This window comes from Lepagella muris, from assembly GCF_004793975.1.
Lineage (GTDB): Bacteria > Bacteroidota > Bacteroidia > Bacteroidales > Muribaculaceae > Lepagella > Lepagella muris.
In genome coordinates this window covers 40,477-58,788 of sequence record NZ_SRYB01000012.1, presented here as the reverse complement: position 1 = coordinate 58,788, position 18,312 = coordinate 40,477, and the positions used below count along the sequence as shown (strand labels likewise).

The 18,312-nt window shown below is 50.1% G+C and carries 21 protein-coding genes and 2 tRNA genes; 12 read left to right on the top strand and 11 right to left on the bottom strand.

Going from position 1 to position 18,312, the window contains the following annotated elements:
- Nucleotides 1–34: 34 nt before the first annotated feature.
- The 5 genes from E5331_RS09705 (at nt 35) to E5331_RS09685 (ending at nt 4,983) form a co-directional block, all read left to right on the top strand.
- Nucleotides 35–1,012, top strand: a complete 978-nt coding sequence (locus E5331_RS09705; protein ID WP_123484343.1) for an NAD-dependent 4,6-dehydratase LegB — start codon at nt 35–37, stop codon at nt 1,010–1,012.
- Nucleotides 1,009–1,962: an ATP-grasp domain-containing protein gene (locus E5331_RS09700; RefSeq protein ID WP_123484344.1), complete on the top strand. Its 954-nt coding sequence runs from the start codon at nt 1,009–1,011 to the stop codon at nt 1,960–1,962. The genes E5331_RS09705 and E5331_RS09700 overlap by 4 nt, the downstream gene beginning before the upstream one ends.
- Nucleotides 1,949–2,668, top strand: coding sequence for an acylneuraminate cytidylyltransferase family protein (locus E5331_RS09695; protein ID WP_123484345.1), 720 nt, complete (start codon nt 1,949–1,951; stop codon nt 2,666–2,668). Before E5331_RS09700 ends, E5331_RS09695 begins: the two co-directional genes overlap by 14 nt.
- On the top strand, nt 2,643–4,775 hold the full coding sequence (gene recQ / locus E5331_RS09690) for a DNA helicase RecQ (protein ID WP_135985656.1): 2,133 nt from the start codon (nt 2,643–2,645) through the stop codon (nt 4,773–4,775). Before E5331_RS09695 ends, recQ begins: the two co-directional genes overlap by 26 nt.
- Before the next feature lie 133 nt (nt 4,776–4,908).
- A tRNA-Pro gene (locus E5331_RS09685) sits at nt 4,909–4,983 on the top strand.
- A gap of 103 nt (nt 4,984–5,086) precedes the next feature.
- Here E5331_RS09685 and E5331_RS09680 read toward each other — a convergent pair.
- Nucleotides 5,087–5,704, bottom strand: a complete 618-nt coding sequence (locus E5331_RS09680; protein WP_168355196.1) for a glycosyl hydrolase 108 family protein — start codon at nt 5,702–5,704, stop codon at nt 5,087–5,089.
- A 162-nt stretch (nt 5,705–5,866) separates the two neighbouring features.
- On the opposite strand from E5331_RS09680, the gene E5331_RS09675 reads away from it, so the two are divergent.
- From E5331_RS09675 to E5331_RS09635, 7 genes are all read left to right on the top strand, one after another.
- Nucleotides 5,867–6,604 (top strand): phosphatase, encoded by a 738-nt coding sequence (locus E5331_RS09675; protein WP_135985654.1) that lies wholly within the window; start codon nt 5,867–5,869, stop codon nt 6,602–6,604.
- Between the two features lie 159 nt (nt 6,605–6,763).
- Nucleotides 6,764–6,848 (top strand) — tRNA-Ser (locus E5331_RS09670).
- A gap of 273 nt (nt 6,849–7,121) precedes the next feature.
- Nucleotides 7,122–8,357: a site-specific integrase gene (locus E5331_RS09665; protein WP_065538234.1), complete on the top strand. Its 1,236-nt coding sequence runs from the start codon at nt 7,122–7,124 to the stop codon at nt 8,355–8,357.
- A gap of 84 nt (nt 8,358–8,441) precedes the next feature.
- Nucleotides 8,442–8,972, top strand: coding sequence for an ORF6N domain-containing protein (locus tag E5331_RS09660; RefSeq protein ID WP_007653012.1), 531 nt, complete (start codon nt 8,442–8,444; stop codon nt 8,970–8,972).
- A gap of 632 nt (nt 8,973–9,604) precedes the next feature.
- Nucleotides 9,605–10,138, top strand: coding sequence for an antirestriction protein ArdA (locus E5331_RS09645; RefSeq protein WP_016272709.1), 534 nt, complete (start codon nt 9,605–9,607; stop codon nt 10,136–10,138).
- Nucleotides 10,139–10,218: 80 nt separating this feature from the next.
- Entirely contained in the window at nt 10,219–10,440 is a 222-nt protein-coding gene (locus E5331_RS09640) for a DUF3873 domain-containing protein (protein WP_123483438.1), read from the top strand.
- An 11-nt stretch (nt 10,441–10,451) separates the two neighbouring features.
- On the top strand, nt 10,452–10,934 hold the full coding sequence (locus E5331_RS09635; RefSeq protein WP_123483437.1) for a DUF7258 domain-containing protein: 483 nt from the start codon (nt 10,452–10,454) through the stop codon (nt 10,932–10,934).
- A 219-nt stretch (nt 10,935–11,153) separates the two neighbouring features.
- Here E5331_RS09635 and E5331_RS09630 read toward each other — a convergent pair whose 3' ends face one another.
- The 10 genes from E5331_RS09630 to E5331_RS09585 are packed head-to-tail and all read right to left on the bottom strand — an operon-like array spanning nt 11,154 to nt 18,301.
- Nucleotides 11,154–11,474: a hypothetical protein gene (locus tag E5331_RS09630; protein ID WP_010799827.1), complete on the bottom strand. Its 321-nt coding sequence runs from the start codon at nt 11,472–11,474 to the stop codon at nt 11,154–11,156.
- 6 nt (nt 11,475–11,480) lie between these two features.
- On the bottom strand, nt 11,481–11,948 hold the full coding sequence (locus tag E5331_RS09625; RefSeq protein WP_123483436.1) for a DUF3872 domain-containing protein: 468 nt from the start codon (nt 11,946–11,948) through the stop codon (nt 11,481–11,483).
- A 16-nt stretch (nt 11,949–11,964) separates the two neighbouring features.
- On the bottom strand, nt 11,965–12,855 hold the full coding sequence (locus E5331_RS09620) for a DNA cytosine methyltransferase (RefSeq protein ID WP_123483435.1): 891 nt from the start codon (nt 12,853–12,855) through the stop codon (nt 11,965–11,967).
- A gap of 3 nt (nt 12,856–12,858) precedes the next feature.
- Nucleotides 12,859–13,440: a conjugal transfer protein TraO gene (locus tag E5331_RS09615; RefSeq protein ID WP_123483434.1), complete on the bottom strand. Its 582-nt coding sequence runs from the start codon at nt 13,438–13,440 to the stop codon at nt 12,859–12,861.
- Nucleotides 13,441–13,442: 2 nt separating this feature from the next.
- Entirely contained in the window at nt 13,443–14,378 is a 936-nt protein-coding gene (traN, locus tag E5331_RS09610) for a conjugative transposon protein TraN (protein WP_123483433.1), read from the bottom strand.
- A gap of 33 nt (nt 14,379–14,411) precedes the next feature.
- Entirely contained in the window at nt 14,412–15,737 is a 1,326-nt protein-coding gene (gene traM / locus E5331_RS09605) for a conjugative transposon protein TraM (RefSeq protein ID WP_123483432.1), read from the bottom strand.
- Nucleotides 15,715–16,011 carry a TraL conjugative transposon family protein gene (locus E5331_RS09600; protein ID WP_123483431.1) on the bottom strand — a complete coding sequence of 99 codons (297 nt, stop codon included), beginning with the start codon at nt 16,009–16,011 and terminating at the stop codon, nt 15,715–15,717. The genes traM and E5331_RS09600 overlap by 23 nt, the downstream gene beginning before the upstream one ends.
- Nucleotides 16,012–16,015: 4 nt before the next feature.
- On the bottom strand, nt 16,016–16,639 hold the full coding sequence (gene traK / locus E5331_RS09595; protein ID WP_004325451.1) for a conjugative transposon protein TraK: 624 nt from the start codon (nt 16,637–16,639) through the stop codon (nt 16,016–16,018).
- Between the two features lie 20 nt (nt 16,640–16,659).
- The gene (gene traJ, locus E5331_RS09590; protein ID WP_004326113.1) at nt 16,660–17,655 is read right to left on the bottom strand and encodes a conjugative transposon protein TraJ; all 996 of its coding nucleotides are present in this window, start codon (nt 17,653–17,655) and stop codon (nt 16,660–16,662) included.
- A gap of 19 nt (nt 17,656–17,674) precedes the next feature.
- Nucleotides 17,675–18,301: a DUF4141 domain-containing protein gene (locus E5331_RS09585; RefSeq protein ID WP_007653045.1), complete on the bottom strand. Its 627-nt coding sequence runs from the start codon at nt 18,299–18,301 to the stop codon at nt 17,675–17,677.
- Nucleotides 18,302–18,312: the final 11 nt, after the last annotated feature.

The window sequence follows — 18,312 nt, the reverse complement described above, 5'->3', positions numbered from 1 at the left end:
ACGTTCTTTCCACTCAACCAACACGATATATGATATGAGAAATGTAGTAGTGACAGGAGCTGACGGATTCATAGGCAGCCATCTTACGGAGGCTCTTCTCCGCGAGGGTTGCCACGTGAAGGCTCTCGCTCAATATAATTCCTTCAACAACTGGGGATGGCTCGAAGGGATACGCAACCCCGAACTGGAGATCGTGACCGGCGACGTGCGCGACCCTAATTTCTGCCGCACTCTCGTAAAGGGTGCCGACACGGTGTTCCATCTCGCCGCCCTCATCGCCATACCCTACAGCTATGTGGCACCCGACAGTTATGTCGATACCAACGTGAAGGGGACCCTCAACATTTGCCAAGCCGTAAAGGATGAAGGCACGCCTCGTCTCCTCGTGACTTCTACATCCGAGGTGTATGGCACCGCCAGATACGTCCCCATCGATGAGAAGCATCCCAAGCAGCCGCAGAGTCCGTATTCCGCCACAAAAATCGGTGCCGACGCTATTGCCCTGAGCTTCCACAACGCTTTCGACATGAACGTGACCGTGGTGCGTCCCTTCAATACGTATGGTCCGCGTCAGAGCGCACGCGCCATAATACCGACAATCATAACGCAGATTGCTTCCGGAATCAGGCAGATAAAGGTGGGCGACCTGTCGCCTACCCGCGACTTCAACTATGTGGAGGATACCTGCCGTGGATTTATCGAGATCGCCAAATGCGGGAATGCATCCGGCGAGGAGATAAATATAGCTACGCAGAGGGAGGTCAGCATGGAGACGACGCTGAAGACTATCGCCCGGCTTATGGATGCCGACGTGGAATGGGTGGTTGACCCGCAGCGTCTGCGCCCTGCCGGAAGCGAGGTGTTCCGTCTGCTCGGTTCAAATGAAAAGATACGCCGGCTGACGGGATGGGAGCCTCGCGTATCGCTTGAAGAGGGACTACGCCGCACTATCGACTGGATATGCAGCGACGATAATCTGAAAAATTACAAACCCAATATCTACAACAGATGAAGAACCAACAACTCACGGTATTATTTCTCGGAGGTGCCAGACGTGTGTCGCTGGCTGAACTTCTCATTCGCAGTGGGAAACGCATAGGCTATGATGTAAAGATCGTGAGCTACGAGCTTACTGAAGACGTGCCTATTTCTCTTGTCGGACAAGTGGTGAAAGGTCTTAAATGGAATGATCCGGATGTGGTCCCGGATATTGAGCGGGTGGTGAAAGAATTTGATATCAATATAATTCTCCCATTTGTAAACGGGGCAATCGAGATTGCCTCTATATGCCGCGACAGGATGCCGTCGGTGTTCGTGCCCGTCACCGACTTCGAGACTGCCTGCAAGCTCTTTGACAAGGCGGAGGCTGCAAAGGTGTTCAAGGAGGCGGGATTGCCGATACCTCGCACTTACAGCGTGCTCTCCGCCCAGATGCCGGCAATTGCAAAGCCGCGTAAGGGTGGTTCATCTCGGGGGATACATATTTTCCACAACATGGAAGACCTCATGCATCTGCATGACCTGAAAAGCTATCTGGTGCAGGAATATATACCCAATTGTAAGGAATATACCGTAGATTGCTACATCAGCCGCGATGGTGAGATCCTCACCACTGTGCCGCGCGAGAGAATCGAGATTATGGGGGGTGAATCCACTCGCACACGCACGTGCCGCAACTCGATACTTGAGGAGCTGAGCCGGAAAGTGATAGAGACCTTCTCTCTCCGCGGACCCGTCAACCTTCAGTTCCTTCATGACCTTGATTCCGACAGATACCTGCTCATGGAGGTCAATCCAAGACTCGGTGGTGGGGTGATCTGCTCGATATTCGCCGGGGCTCCTATCACCGACTATATCATAGACGAGGCTCTTGGGGTGGAGTTGTCGCCTTGCAACGATTGGGCTTCAGACACTCTTATGGCAAGATATTTCAAGGAAGCTATCTTCTATGAAGAACGTTAAGACACTGTGGCTCATCCCCGCAAGAGGGGGCAGCAAGGGGATTCCGGGGAAAAACATAAAGCCGTTTCTCGGGCGACCGCTCGTATGCCGGGCTGTTGATCAGGCGTTGGAATGTGCCGCTGTCGGCGACGTCGTTTTCGTATCTACTGATTCTGAAGAGATTGCAAAGGCTGCCGAAAGCAGCGGCATACAGATCCCCTTCATGCGTCCGGATATTCTCGCGTCTGACACGGCTTCAAGCTATTCAGTCATAATGCACGCCCTCTCGGAGTTTGAGAAGAGAGGATTGGAGTTTGACCGGGTAGTGCTTTTGCAACCCACGTCGCCTCTGCGACGCATCGACGACATCCGTAAGGCTTCCGCACTATGGTCAAAGGATGCAGACATGGTGGTGTCGGTATGCGAGGCAAAGACCAATCCGTATTACAACGCTTTCGAGACTGACTCAGAGGGTATGCTCCACATATCCAAAGGCGACGGGCACTTCACACGCCGTCAGGATGCCCCGAAAGTATGGGAATATAACGGTGCAGTCTACGTCATGACTGTCAGCTCGCTCCGCAAGGGGGATTTCTCCTCATTCTCACGCATACTCCCCTCCCCCATGCCATCCTTACGTTCTGTGGATCTCGACACCCCCGACGACTGGATCATTGCAGAAACATTATTCTCACGATTAAATGATATCACCCCAGACAATCCTTAAGAAATATTACGGCTATTCATCCTTCCGACCGGGACAGGCGGAGATTGTGGACGCCATTCTCCAAGGACGCGACGCGCTTGCCCTAATGCCTACGGGAGGCGGTAAATCCATCTGCTTCCAGGTGCCCGCCCTCATGCTCCCGGGATGCGCGATCGTAATCTCTCCGCTGATCGCTCTCATGAATGACCAGGTGCTCGCGTTGCGTGCCAACGGCATCCCTGCCGCCGCCATACATTCCAATCAGGATGAATACATAAACCGTGATAGCTACGACAAGGCGATAAAAGGGGAAATGAAGATCATATACATCTCTCCGGAACGAATGACCGCCGACATTGACCTTATCGCTTCCAAAATAAACGTGTCGTTGGTAGCGATTGATGAGGCACACTGCATTTCACAATGGGGACACGATTTCCGCCCCGTCTACACATCGCTAAGATACATCAAGGAGAGATTTCCCGGTGTGCCGGTGATGGCTCTGACCGCCACCGCCGACAGGCTGACGCGTACCGACATATCGACTGCCCTCGGACTTGACGACCCGTTCTGCTGGACCGGTTCGTTCGACCGTCCCAACATCTCAATATCCGTGATGAATGACCCCGGGAAGAAGCAGCGTCTGAAAATAATCTCATCGCTCATCGAGAAATATCATCTTGACTCGGGCATCGTATATTGCCTGAGCCGAAAGAAGACAGAGGAGATGCATGCCGCCTTGACGGAACTCGGATACCGGTCAGTGTGCTATCATGCCGGAATGACACCACAGGATAGGGAGGCGTCGCAAAAAGCGTTTGTCGACGGCGATGTGCAGGTGGTATGCGCCACGATAGCCTTCGGAATGGGCATCGACAAGAGCAACATACGATGGGTGGTCCACAATAATATCCCGGGCAATATCGAGAGCTATTATCAGGAGATCGGGCGTGCCGGACGCGACGGATTGCCGTCTGAGGCAATAATGTTCTACAATTTCGCCGACATAATGATGCGGCGCAACTTCGTCGACGAGTCGGGACAGAAGGAGATAAACAGTGAGAAACTTGATTTCATGCAGAAGTTTGCCGAAGCGTCGATATGCCGCCGACGAATCCTACTCAGCTATTTCAGTGAGGAGGCCACCCACGACTGCGGCAACTGCGACAACTGCCGGAATCCACGCCGACGCTTTGACGGAACCATCCTCGCGCAGAAAGCCCTGAGCGCAGTGATAAGGATCAATGCTCAGGAAGCGATGAATACGGTGATCGACATTCTGCGCGGATCCAACCGTGCCGACATCGTAAAGAAGGGCTACAACCGCATAAAGACATACGGGGTGGGTGCCGACCTGTCATCAAGGGTGTGGCATTCTTATATGCTTCAGATGATTCAGCTCGGACTCTTCGAGGTAGCGTATGAAGAGAATTTTCACTTGCGCCCCACCCCATACGGGATGCGCGTGGTGAAGGGGTTGGAGAGGATTGAGCTGTCGCTGTTCCAGGAATCCGACTATTATTCTTCAGGCAAGAAGCGCACCCAGGCAGAGCCGAAAATCGTAGTCAAAAAGACACCGGAAGAGCAGCTCACCGATATATTGAAGACCCTTCGTAAAGAGATTGCCGGGAAAGAAGGTATTCCGGCATATATGGTGTTCTCCGACGCATCTCTGGAGGATATGGTGAGGGTAAGACCCACCGATATGGAATCATTTGCCACCGTATCGGGAGTGGGCGACGTGAAACTGTCGCGCTATGGAAAGACCTTCGTCAGCGAGATAAGGAAATTCCAAGGACTCCCCAAAAGCCTTCCCGCAGGATCAAGCGCGAAGGAATCTTTGAGGATGTTCAATTCCGGGATGAAACCGGCGAATATAGCCTCCGTAAGAAACGTTTCCATCAGTACCGTATATTCCCATCTTATCCAGTTTGCCGACAATGATATGCTCTCCGACTTCCGTCGCTTGCTGACAAACGAACAATACGGCATCGTATGTCACGTATTCAAGAATGATGCGGAAAAGGCTTATCAGACTCTCAACAACCTATATGCCATACCCTCCCATATAATCCGGGCAGCTCTCGCCGAGCAAAGATATAGGGAACGTCATGGGAATCCGGGTTAGAACTGGAAGAAAATAGAAATACAATTATCTTATAATTAATAATATATCACAATACGAAGTATTTTTTTGAGAAAAATACTTCGTATTTGAAAATTTATTATTAACTTTGCAGCCGTAAACGCTGAAAGGCAATCGGGGCGTAGCGCAGTCCGGTTAGCGCACCTGCTTTGGGAGCAGGGGGTCGAAGGTTCGAATCCTTTCACCCCGACTTAGTAAGACTGAGTGTCGGTTTCATTTTTTGATACCGACACTCTTTTTTATCCCATACTCTTCCATTCTATTGCCGGGTTCGGTCTACCATATCATCAGGTTCACGAAAACGGGACAATCCTTCGTCCATAGATCAGGAACGTCCCATCCGGACGTATCGCCTCAAGACGACGTAGCCACCCTTTCATATATTTCCACGCCACTTTGCTCTTCCGGTAATGGCATACTCTCGCAATATATATCTTTGAGAACAATTCCTCCGGAATACCGCCGTTTAAAGCACGCAAAGTATCCTTACCCACTATTCCGTCGGTTTTGACACCGGCAATCCACTGCACATCCTTTATCCGCGCCGCACCACTTCCCCATATCCAGTCGACTATAAGATTCGCCAACCCTTGGCTCTCTATCTCATCCCCACGACAACGGTCCCAGAACATCCGTTTGAGCACATCGCGCCAATCCCCATAACTGATATTCCTCAGATCTGAAGGCGACGGCTCTCGTCGCCCATTCTGACGGCACCACGATTTATACGTGGTCAATGTGACGTCGATCATCGTCTCCCCTCCGGGATCATCCTTATCATCACTCCAACCCTTTATCCGGGCAAGACGGAATTGCTCATCATAAGGGAGCGACAGATCCTTACCCTCATCCCCATACACACCGGCTGCAAAATGCATTATCAACGGTATCATTCTCTCAAAATTTGCCATATCTTTTTTCCGCGAAATTACGTCCACTCCCCTCGCCATCTACGTTATTCTAAAACTTTCTAACCCTCAATATCATAAAAAATCCGACATTTTACACACGGATAATACGTTTTCAGAGATTACTTAGTAATTTTGCAATCCGAACGACAATTTGAAGCAATCATGGATTTTTCTAAAATTGAACTTGACGTACACACCCACACGCTTGCAAGCGGACACGCTTTCAGCACCATTCAGGAAATGGCAAAGGCAGCTTCTGAAAAGGGTCTTAAATTCTTAGGCATCACAGAACACACTCCGGGTATACCCGGCTCTTGCGAACTAATCTATTTCCGCAATCTCCACGTAGTGCCACGCAATATGTATGGGGTGAATCTACTGCTCGGAGCGGAAATCAATATCCTAAACCCGGACGGCACACTCGACATCGACGAAAGCCTGATGGAGAAACTTGACCTCCGCATTGCCGGAATACACTCCCTATGCTACCGCTGGGGCACACGTGAGGAAAACACCGCCGGAATGATAAAGGCGATATCTCACCCGCTCATCGACATCATAAGCCATCCCGGCGACGGCACCGCCGACCTTGAATTTGAGCCGATAGTACGTGCCGCAAAGGAGCATAACACACTTCTTGAGATCAACAACAGTTCTCTCAAACCGATACGCAATAAAGCCACGGCAAGAGACAACAATCTGGAGATACTGCGTCTGTGCAAACGCTACGAACTCCCCGTGATACTTGGCAGCGATGCCCATATATCATTCGACATAGCCAACTACGAATACCTACCCACCCTCCTTCACGAGACCGAATTTCCCGACGACCTGATCATCAACACCTCCGTCGCTAAATTCAAATCCTTCCTCAAACCCGGCTACCACGGCATCCTTTAACTATCTACCACAATATCTTATTTCCCAATTAATTACAAATAAAGCACAAAATTAGTCAAAAAAATCCCACAAAAAATTTGCACAAACAAAAAAAAAGCTCTAACTTTGCACTCGCAAAAGAGCGGGAACGGTGCGAAGCCGTAACTGACTTGGATGCAAGGAGAGATGGCAGAGTGGTCGATTGCGGCGGTCTTGAAAACCGTTGAGGGTCACACCTCCGGGGGTTCGAATCCCTCTCTCTCCGCTGAACTAACCGGACAATACCGGACAGTAAGCAGACAAGTCCCACAAATTCAATGATTTGTGGGACTTTTTTTATTCCCTTGTGTCTGCCTTAAAGTACATCTTTTCGCCCCTAAAAGACAAAGTTCGTAACCTAACTCGTACCCCCGACAAACAAAAACGGAAAGGGGGTACAGATTGTCCGAAATTGGCGAAGTCCTGTCGCTATTTGGCTTGCCTGCATAGAACTCATTTTTAGAGAATTACAATAGTTTTGCAACTTAAAAAGTGAGTTATGAAATCGACATTCAACATTTGCTTTTACGCAAAGAAAGACAAGCAGAAAGCCAACGGTGCGTACCCCCTTTTCGCCCGTATCACAGTGGACGGCGTGGCGAGCCGTTTTAACACCAAGCTGGACGTGCTGCCCTCTATTTGGGACGGCAAAATGGGCAAGGCTACTGGACGTACTTCGGAAGCCAGCCGCATAAACCGTATGCTGGATGATATAAACGCATCACTGAATACCATTTATCACGAAATGCAGCGGCGTGACAACTACGTGACCGCTGAGAAAGTGAAGAACGAGTTTTTAGGTCATAGTGAGAGCCACGAAACAATCCTTACCCTGTTCCAAAAGCACAATGACGATGTAAAGCAGTTGGTCGGCATATCCAAGACGATAGCGACCTACCGTAAGTATGAAGTCACCCGCCGCCACCTTGCCGAGTTCATTCAAAGCAAGTACAACGTATCGGACATATCCATTAAGGAGATTACCCCGATGTTCATTACCGATTTTGAGTTATACTTGCGTACCGCTTGCAAGTGCGGTTACAACACCACCGCCAAGTTCATGCAGTTCTTCAAGCGCATTATCATCATTGCCCGCAACAATGGCATACTGGTGAACGACCCGTTCGCCAATTATAAAATCCGGCTGGAAAAAGTGGACAGAGGTTATCTGACAGAGGACGAGATAACAATCATCCTTAAAAAGAAAATGGTTTCCGAACGGCTGGAACACGTCAGGGACTTGTTCATCTTTGCCTGCTTCACCGGGCTTGCCTATATAGATGTAGCCGGGCTTACGCAAGATAATATCCGCAAATCCTTTGACGGCAACCTTTGGATAATGACAAAGCGGCAAAAGACGAATACGGACGTTAATGTTCCCCTGTTGGATATTCCCAAGATGATTTTGAAGAAGTACAAGGGCAAGTTACCGAATGGCAAGATACTTCCCATAATCAGCAATCAGAAGCTAAATGCCTACTTGAAAGAGATTGCCGATGTATGCGGAATTAAAAAGAACCTGACATTCCACCTTGCCCGGCACACGTTCGCAACGACTACCACACTATCAAAGGGCGTACCCATTGAAACGGTTTCCAAGATGCTGGGACACACCAATATCGAAACGACACAAATTTACGCCCGCATCACTAACAGCAAGATAGGCAGCGATATGCAGGGGCTTGACAAGAAGTTTGTCGGCATCGAGAAAATTTACAAGGAAGTCGCCATGTAATCTTGATTATTGGGAACTGGTCACAATTTGTGACCAGTCCTCACTATTATTCCAACATTACTTAATTCCCTAAAATATACGATTATGGATTTACAGATTATCCAAAACAAGATTTTTGAAGTCAGAGGTTGCCGGGTGATGCTCGATTATCATTTGGCAGAACTCTACCAAGTGGAAACACGAGCCTTGAAGCAGGCGGTCAAGCGCAATATCGAGCGTTTTCCAAGTGATTTTATGTTTGTTCTCACCCAAGAGGAAGCTAACTTGCTGTTATCCATAGGGGTGTCACAAAATGTGATACCCCCAGCTTACAACTTCGGCGTTGCTATGCCTATGGCTTTCACCGAACAGGGCGTAGCCATGCTTTCTTCGGTTCTCCGCTCCAAAGTAGCCATAGAAGTAAACATTTCAATCATGCGGGCTTTTGTCCTCATGCGCCAAATGGCAATCGGTTACGAGGAACTGTTAAAGCGCATCGAGGAACTGGAGGTAAGCACCGATGCGCAGTTCAACGAACTGTACCAAGCCCTTACCCAGCTTTTGAGCCAGTCGAAACAACAGAAAGAACGCCGTCCGGTAGGTTTCGTTACCTATAACCGTGACAAAAACGAATAGGTAACGATTTCGGCAACGAAATTCCGCCTAACAAACTATATCCCAGTATTGTACATTCTTCCACCTTGCGGGCAGTCCACCGACTACCCGCATTTTTTATATCCTTTTCCAACTGGCACATTTCCCGAAACGCCAGCCGTGCGTGGCATGGCTGACTGTATTTCGTGAAAAGAGCCGTTGGAAACCCGCACAAGCGTATTGCAAGCAAGCTCACAACACCCTTGCCTTTCAGCCCGCATGGAGTGTTCCCTAAAAGACGAAAGAGAACAGGCACTTTTCCCCTGTTTCCCTAAATGTAAATCTTCCTCTCACGCAGTCCCCCAGCCGGGACAGTCGTTTTAATCATTTCAATAGGCAAAGGTAGTTACGTGTTCTTCACGATTTTGCAAGGTCGAGCCGTTCCGGTTTGGCGAAAAAATCTTCCCTGCCTTGCGAGGTATTTTTTGCCCAAAACCCTGCAAACTCTAAACACTACCCTTTTAAGCCTATGTGAAACGAAAACGACCGACCCGACCGGAAGACGCATAAAAAAAAAGTCGGATTTACGGGAAACAGGAAAAAAGTTCAGTGAAACTTCAACTCCCTCACCTCTCGAATCCGCATAAAATCAAAAACTTAAAAATTACAGCAATATGGAAGCAAAGGTATTATCGGAAGCAAAAGTTTATGTAGGCACTTACGGCAAGTATAACAACGGTTCATTGTCCGGCGCATGGCTCGACCTGTCGGACTACTCGGACAAGGAAGAATTTTACGAAGCCTGCCGGGAACTTCACAAGGACGAGGAAGATGCGGAATATATGTTTCAGGACTGGGAGAACGTGCCGGAGGGCTTAATCGGCGAAAGCTGGATTTCTGAAAACTTCTTTTCCCTGCGTGATGCGGTAGAGGATTTGGACGACACCGAGCAGGAAGCCTTTTTCGTGTGGTGCAACTATAAAAGCCATGATTTGGGCGAGGAAGATGCGGACGACCTTGTACGGGACTTTCAAGACGAGTATCAAGGTCAATATAACGATGAAGAAGATTTCGCCTACGAAATTATCGAGGAATGTTACGAACTGCCGGATTTTGCGAAGACCTATTTCGATTATGAAAAGTTTGCCCGTGACCTGTTCATGTGCGATTACTGGTTTGATGACGGCTTTGTGTTCCGTGCGGCATAACCAAATACTAATCCGGGCGGGGTGTCAAAGCCCTGCCCGCTTAAAACAACCAAGTTTATAACCATAAAAAATAAGACATCATGCAGTCACTTAACAAAAACGGGGTAAGCATTACCCAAACACTGGGAGAAGAAAAGTTCGTGAAATGCTGTTTAGGGGCTTTCAGGGGACAGATTTATTTTCAATATGACTACCGCCACACGGACGGCGAACTTTTCAGCACAGTAGCCAAAACGCTGGACGAGTGCCGCCGCAGGCGTGACGGGTGGATAGCGAAAAAGAACGGAGTAATAAATAAGTAAATTTTAGGGACATGAAAACGACAGAAGTAAACAAGGAGCTTATCGGCAGGCGTTGCGAGTGTATTTTTACGGGCTTAATGGTAACGGGCGTTATCGAGGACACAGAAGAAAACGAACACACCATAGAGGTAAAAGTCCGTTTCGACCATCCGCACCGGTGGGGCGATGATTTGTATAATGATGTGTGGGCGTGGGGGCGCAAAATTGACGAGTTCGGCACGTTGCACCATTTGCAACTGCTGGTAGATAAGCCGGACTTTCAGATAATGACGGTAGTTTTCGGCGAGCCAATCAGCCAAATAGACCGCAGTGTTTTTGAGGATGTTGCAACGTGGGGCGTCTGTTCGCTGCAAGGCTGGGTAAACAGCTACGAGAGTGTCCGGTTTGTAGCCATAGACGACCATACGGCAATCATTACGGGCGAATACAACATGGAACAGGTAAAGGTGTGGTTAGAGAAATACACGTCCATAAAGAGCCTTAAAACCAGTTGATAGAGAACGGCGGCTGTTTGCCGCCGCCACTTTCTTTCGTGAGTGCCGGGAAATAAAGTGGCAAAGAAACCCGCCCTGTTCCCTAACATGAAAAGTCCACCCGCCGAACTGTCAGCGGGTGGACTGCCATAACATACGCCTTGCGTATCATTCCCTATTTGGTGTCCCCTGTCTGTCGTTGCTTTTCACGTATATATGCAACCGATAAGGAAATAAAGCTTATAAATCTTCATGTTGGAAGAATTTTACACCAAGTATGCACACGGTTTCTTCTTCCTCGATGTCGTATTTCCATGTTCGTTTATAGACAAGCATTTCCGTGTCGCAGTCGAACCATTCCATTACAGGCGCATCATCTTCTTCGTCCGCCCATTTGAAAACCTGATTGGACGGCGTTTTCCACAATTCAGCCCTGTCACGTGCGGAAATGCAGTCCTTATCCACAATGATAATGTCACCTACTGCCGGAACTGTATCTGTTTCCAACGTGGTTTCTATGTACCACGAGATACCTTTTATATCCAATTCTATTTTTACCATGTCATTTTATTGTTTAGGGGTCGTTATTGTTTCTGTTTCTTCCTTGCCGTTGTCATTATTGAACGATAACGAAAGTTGCCGCACCTGTCCAAAGCTATCAATTACATAAATGTCAATCGTCTGCTGGTCTGTCGATGCCGAGGTGTAGTATAGCCGGAACATTTCTTTCTCCAGCGGGTACAGGTCATTGGGCAGGAACATCGTGCCGTTATCCATTTCCAGCTTCCCTTTGCCGTCCGGCTGGAAGTACCGTATCTGATAGGTAGTCGGCTGGTAATAGCCGCCACGCACCAGTCGGCAGCGTATTTCGGCGGTTTCCCCGACTTTCAGCCTTTTGGGTACTGGCAGCGTTTCGATGCTGAACGGGTATGCCTGCTGAATATCCAAGTTGTCATTACAGGCGGTGACAAGCACGAGGGCGGCCACGATGTAGCAGCCCATGATGATTTTATACATTACATTCTTCATATACATTATTATATAAGGGTTATCAAAATAAAGTAGTCGTTTGCCTAATCCGGGCGGCAACTTCCCTGACAACAGGAACACTGACCGCATTTCCGAGTAAGGCATAACGGTGTATCTTCGCTATCTCTTTTTTCTCTCCGTCATATATCCCGTATCGGGTATAGTTGTCGGGAAAGCCTTGCAGCCTTTCGCACTCTACTTCGGTCAGCATCCGCACGTGCTTCAGTTGTTCGGGAGTAGGCGTTCCGTTGTACGCTTCACCCGATTTCAGGCACAGCACATAGTTCCCGATGTTAGGTTGCCTGCCGTAGTTCCTTGTTATCGTACCACTTGGACGAGCAGCGGGTTCATTACCCCCGACCTTACCATGCACTCCGCCCGGCGTAGGGAGAGGAAATAGGTCTGCGGTACATCTGTCTGCAACACGTCCGACAAGGTACATCCGCTCCCGGTTTTGGGGTAGAAACCATGCCGTATTACACAGTTGCCATTCAAGTCTATAACCGCCAATGTCGGCAAACGCTTTGACAATGCCCCAAAAATCCGGGCGATGTCTTGCGAAGAATATCCCCTTAACATTCTCCCAGATAAAAACGTCAGGTCTGAAACGCCTAACGGCTTCGACTGCATATCTGACAAGGTGGCTTTCTCTCCCTTGCAGTCCCTTTCCGTCCCCGATTGCGCTAAAATTTTGGCAAGGGCTTCCGAAAGTGACAATGTGGGGACGTTCGATGCCGACTTCCCCGATGTTTGTAACCGTTCCGATGTGTTCCGCATAAGGAAAATTGTATTTGAAGTTAGCGATTGCGTGTTTGTCTATCTCTGAAAAATATACCTTGTCGAAAGTATATCCGGCGGCTTCCAGCCCTTTGCTGAAACCGCCGATACCTGAAAATAATTCAAGCAGTACCATAGGCTAATTGATAATGAATTTCAGTCCCACAGATACCTGCGTGTGGAACTTGCCTATGTCCGAGCCGAACAACGCCCGTTCCCTTGCGTTCAGTAGCAGAGCCACCCGGTCGGTCAGGTAGGCTTCCAGTTCCAGCGTTAAAGCCCCGCCGTACACAAAACAGTCCTTATCCAGCAAGGTAGAGCCGTCCGGCAAGAGTTTTTGGCTTCGGTTGCTTGTTTCATATCCGGCGAGTGCCGACAGTCCCAGCGAGAGAAAAAAGGTCTTTCGCCTGTCCGAAAGGAATTTCAGGTAATAGCCGCCCTCTGCGGTGAACTGTTCTACGGGTATCTGCATATCCTTGTAGTCATACTTCTTGTGCAGGTACTCCCCGCCAATCACCCAGCGGTTGGCGTTCTTGGTGTAAACGCTGTACGCCGCCCCGATGTGGTAGGCGAAATCACTGCCAGCGTTCCAATGCACCCCGTCCGCCATGCCCGCCGTCACCTGCAAGCCTTTCATGCCCGGCAGGTATCTTTGTGCGTGTGCATGGTTGAAATGCAGGCACAGCACAAAGAGTATTCCGATAAATAGAAACCGTTTCATCCCTATTTGATTTTGAGTTCGTTAATCACTTCTGCGTTCACGATGTCGGCGTTTTCCACCCGGATAACCTGATGCCGTCCGCCGTTCTTCTCGTAGAGTTCCACCAGTAGCAGCTTATCGTCAGGAATGGTGAACTTCGGCAGGGCGTACACCGTGCACACGGTTGATTTCCCGGCAATCTCTATCACCTCGTTGTAGCTGCGTACTGCATCCAGTACCGTTTCCTGAATAGCTGTGCGCTTAGGCACTTTCTTATCGACTATCTTAAACTTGATGAAATCGGTATCGAAAGGCACGTTGGAACTGTTCTTCGTCTGCGTATGCACGTAGAGCATCCCGTTATAGGTATAAATCCCCTTGATTAAGAACTGTATGCCGAAACGCTTGCTACCCAAGTGGCGCACTTTCCGGTCATTGTTCTTGTAGATGCTCCGCATTATCAGCTTCACCAGCAGCGGGCTTTCATTACCTAATTCCCGGAAATAGATGTTCATGCGGGTATGCGAAAAGTCGCTGGTGTCCTCGTTCTCCAAGAAGTCTTTCATTTCGATATTGAGCATTTCCGGTTCACGGGCGTACTTGGCGTTGAATGAAAAGAAACTCCCGTCCTCGCAGATAACGGAGAAGTTCGTTTCGCCCGGAAAGCCCTCTGTCGTGGCTTTCACCCGGATAACGTTCTCCGCACCGTCCGCCTTGCCCGCTATGATGTGGTTGCTTCCCAAATCCACGTAGCGGACGGCGGCGGGGAAGATGATATGCACCGTCTTGGCAAAGGTCACTTCCACGCCGTAGGGCGTGACCATTTGGCGGTACGGGAGTTTCCGGGTAATACCCCGGTACAAGTCGTTGCCAGCCGCATACTTCACGGTGTCAGTGGTTTGTGCGTTTGCCGCACACACGCCCAGCAAGAGGGCGAACATTACAAAAATCTGTTTCATTACTAATTGAAATTTTAACGGTTGATAAAATGGTTATTGTTGTTTGGCGTAAAGCATGACTTTATAGCCTGCTTTCAGCTTTATTTTTACAGTCCTGAACTTTTTCGCAAGATAGCCGGACGTTCCTTGCAGCAAGCCCCTTGTCACGTCCATAGCCACCTGCTGCCCGGCACTCCGTGCAAAGGAAATGCTTGTACCCAACCCGCTGCCGATATTCGCCATAGCTTCGTTGAACGCTTCCTGCTCCATAGAAGACGGTACGGAAAGCCCCTTTTGCCCGTCCGTGTCGAACACGGCGAGTTCCACCGGGATGATGTTGCCAGCGTACTCAATTGAGGACACCAGTATGTCGAGCCGTTCGCCCTGCACCTTTGCCGTCCCCGCCACAAGGGTATTCTTCGGCACGACTATGTTCCCGGCTTGCACGGGTTCGAGCAGCCGTAGTTTCACCGCCTGCCCGTCCATCAGGGTTTGGTCTTGGTGTATGCAGGCGGCTACCGTGTTCTTTCCCATAGCGTAGCCTGTTCCTACCGCCGTGTTGAAGCCGTAGTTTCGTGGCTGGCTGTAAGCCCGGATGAAGTCGGCATCGCTCATGGGCTGCTGCAATCCCGATACGGTCGTTTCCCGGATTGCCTGCACGGGCTGGGCTTGCGGCTTTTGGGTGACAGTCCCGGCAACAGGCACTTGTGCCGTTTGCCCGTTCTGCCCGCCGTCATTCATGTACTTTGCCGCCAGCTCGTAGGACTTTTCCAAGAGTGCCATTTGGTCGTCAGCCGTAGGCGTGGCGTTCTGCTGCTGTTGCAGTCTGTCGGTCAGTTCCGCCACCTGCCGCTTCAAGTCCTCTTTTTCCTCGTCCACCGCCGGGGTTTCGTAGAACGTGCTTAACTGGCGGTTGATGTCCCGGTAGGCGTTTGCCGAATAAGAAGCACCGCCGCCCCTTTGGGATTTCGGTTCTTCTTCCGGCATCAGGTCGATTTCCGCTTGCGGTTCTTCCGTTTCATCGTCCCCCGTGAAACCGAAGTCCTGCAAGGATTGTATCTTGTCCTGCTGTTTGCGGTTCAGCATCGCCTGTTCGTAAGCCTTTTGCTTGTCGGCTATAATCCCGTCCTCTGCGGGCAGGGGGATGTCAGCGTTGAAGCCGCCCACGCTTTCCATGTTCACGTCCTCTTTGCCGGAGGGGGCGAATATCAGGTACATACACCCGGCAAAGGCAAGGAACATCAGCGGGAAGACTATCATTTTCCTGCGCTGCTGCACCTGCTGCGGGGTAAGTTCCCGTTTGGGGTTATCTTCCTTTTTCGGCTTCCCGTCCGTCTGCGGTACGGTCGTGCCGTTCTCATTCTTCTGTACTTCTTCCATATTCCGGTCTGTTTAAGGGGTTGATACTGTTGATTGTGTCATTGCCTTGCAATGGCAGTTGTCTGATATGTTCTATTTGCAGCCGCCTGCCGTCCCGTTTCCCGATATTGTAGATTGATGAAACGGTGATGTAGATAGACAAGCCACCGAAAAATAGGAACATCACGAGGATAACCGCCAGCCTTTTGCCCGGCGTAATCCGTCCGCACATTCGGCGCAGGCAGTCGTCCGCCCAGTCCTGCACCTTTTCGATGTAGTTTCGTTTTCTCTCCATAAGGTTATCTCTTAATGGTCTGTAAATCCTTGTTCTCGGTAATGGTGAACGCTTCGATGATGAAGCCGTGCGGGTTGTTGTCGCTCCGGGTTGCGTTGAGCAACCGGCACGAGGTCACAAGGCTTCGCACCGTCAGGCTGCTTTCCCGGACAATCAACTGGCGGGCATACGTGTTCACCTTGTAGGGGTACTGGTCGAAGTCGCACTTCACGCTGTCAATCTCCACCGTCTGCGTGACGTTTCCGGAAATCACCCGGTTGTAGTAGCCCTTTTCCGCCAAGTCCTTGTAATAGTTGAAAGCGGTCTTGTCGGCGAGGAACAGCGAGCGTTTGATGTTGCTTTCGATAGCCCCCTTGTCGGGTGATAAGGTGAAAAACAGTTCGTGGAAACGCCGCACGTGCGATTTGGCTTCCACGGGTCTGTTCTGTGCCATGTCCTGCGAGAGTGCCAGCATCAGGCTTTTGCCGTTGTCGAGGACGTATATCTTCTGTCGCTGCTTTTCGGCGAAGCTGTACGAGTTCCACACGGCAAAACCCGTCACCAGTGCGCACAGGCAGATGAATACCAGCGCAAAGAGCCGGATTTGTCGGAAACTCGTTTCGATGTTCGTTAATGATTTAAATTCCATATATTAAATTTTGATGTTGGTTATTTGAGTAGTTTCCCGGTTACTTTCCCGCTTGCCGCACCGACCGCAGCCCCGGCGATTGACCCCGCCCGTGCCACGTTGCGGTTATAGGCAGACGTGCCGCCAGCCGACACAATCCAGCTTGCCACCGTGGGAATGGTGAAGTAGCCCACGATACCTATAATCATAAAGATTACATACACGGTGCTGCTCCCGTCAGGAATGAAATTCGGGTCTGAAAGTTCCTGAATGTCCTTTTGGAGCATCAGCGTTTGTATGCGTGCCAGCACGCTGCTGAACAGGTCGGACACGGGCAACCACAGGTAAATGGAGATATAGCGTGAAATCCACTGGGTCAGCGTGCTTTGGAAACCGTCATAGACGGAAATCGCAAACGCCAGCGGACCCAGTATCGAAAGCACAATCAGGAAGAACGTGCGCAGCGTGTCTATAATCAGCCCCGCCGCCTGAAAGAGCATTTCCAGCAACTCCCTGAACCAGTCCCGGACGGACTTCTTGATATTGTAAGCCGCCCTGTCCATGTACATACCCGTCATAGTCACCATGTCGGAGGGCGACCAGCCCAGTTCTTCCAGTTGTCTATCAAATTCCTCGTCCGATGCGAGGTAAGCCGTTTCGGGGCTTCGCATCAGGGCTTCATATTCCAGTCGGTCTTTCTGCGCCCGGTACTCGTTCATGTCGAAAGTCTGCGTTTCCATAAGCTGGTTGCACCCTTTCACCACTGGCGACAGCACCGTGTTGATAGTCCCCAGCACGAACGTGGGAAAAAACATGATACACAGCCCCAGCGCAAAGGGACGCAGGAGCGGGTACACGTCTATGGGTTCGGCACGTGCGAGCGACTGCCATACTTTGGCGGCTACATAGAACAGCGCACCCAGCCCGGCTATCCCTTTCGCTACCCCCGTCATGTTGCTGCACAAGGGCATCATTTCATCGTAAAGCACCCGCAACACTTGGTGCAGGTTGTCAAAATCCACTGCTGCTAATAACATAGGCATACCGATTTATATGTTACCAGTAGCGTTCATCCGCCGAGCCGTAGAGAGCCAGCACCCGGTCGGTGTCGTTCTTCTTCTTTGCCCGCAGGTAGGACACGGATATGTTCTTGCGGGTGTAGTAGTTCACGAGGTTGCGGTAATTCAATAGGCTTCGGTAGGCATTATCAATAATAGCCAACCGTTCTGCATCCGTCAGCGACATACCCGTGATGTTCACTACATTTTTCAAGTCCTGCAACACGTCCGAGCTTTCCGACATCAGTTTGGCATAGCCGAACGATATTGCGGAAAGTTCGTCAGGCGTGAAATTCGGGTCTGCCAGCATGTTTTGGAAGTTGCGCACGTAGATTTCGGAGATTTCCGCCACCAGTTCAATGGACTTCTTCACCTTGACACCGCCCTTAACCACGTCATGCACCGCTTTGAGCGCATCGTAATATTTTTTACCCTGCTGGAAAATCTTCTGTGCTTCCATGAAGCCGTCCAGCGTGTTCTTGGCAGTGGTGGAAGTCTGCACTATCTGCTTGGTGGTGTTGATGATACCCTGTGCCAAGTTGCCGGGGTCTGACACCACCCATTGTGCGGATGCCTTGCCGATAAAGCAAAGGCATACCGCCATAAGGAGAATTGTTTTCTTCATGTTCTTGATTT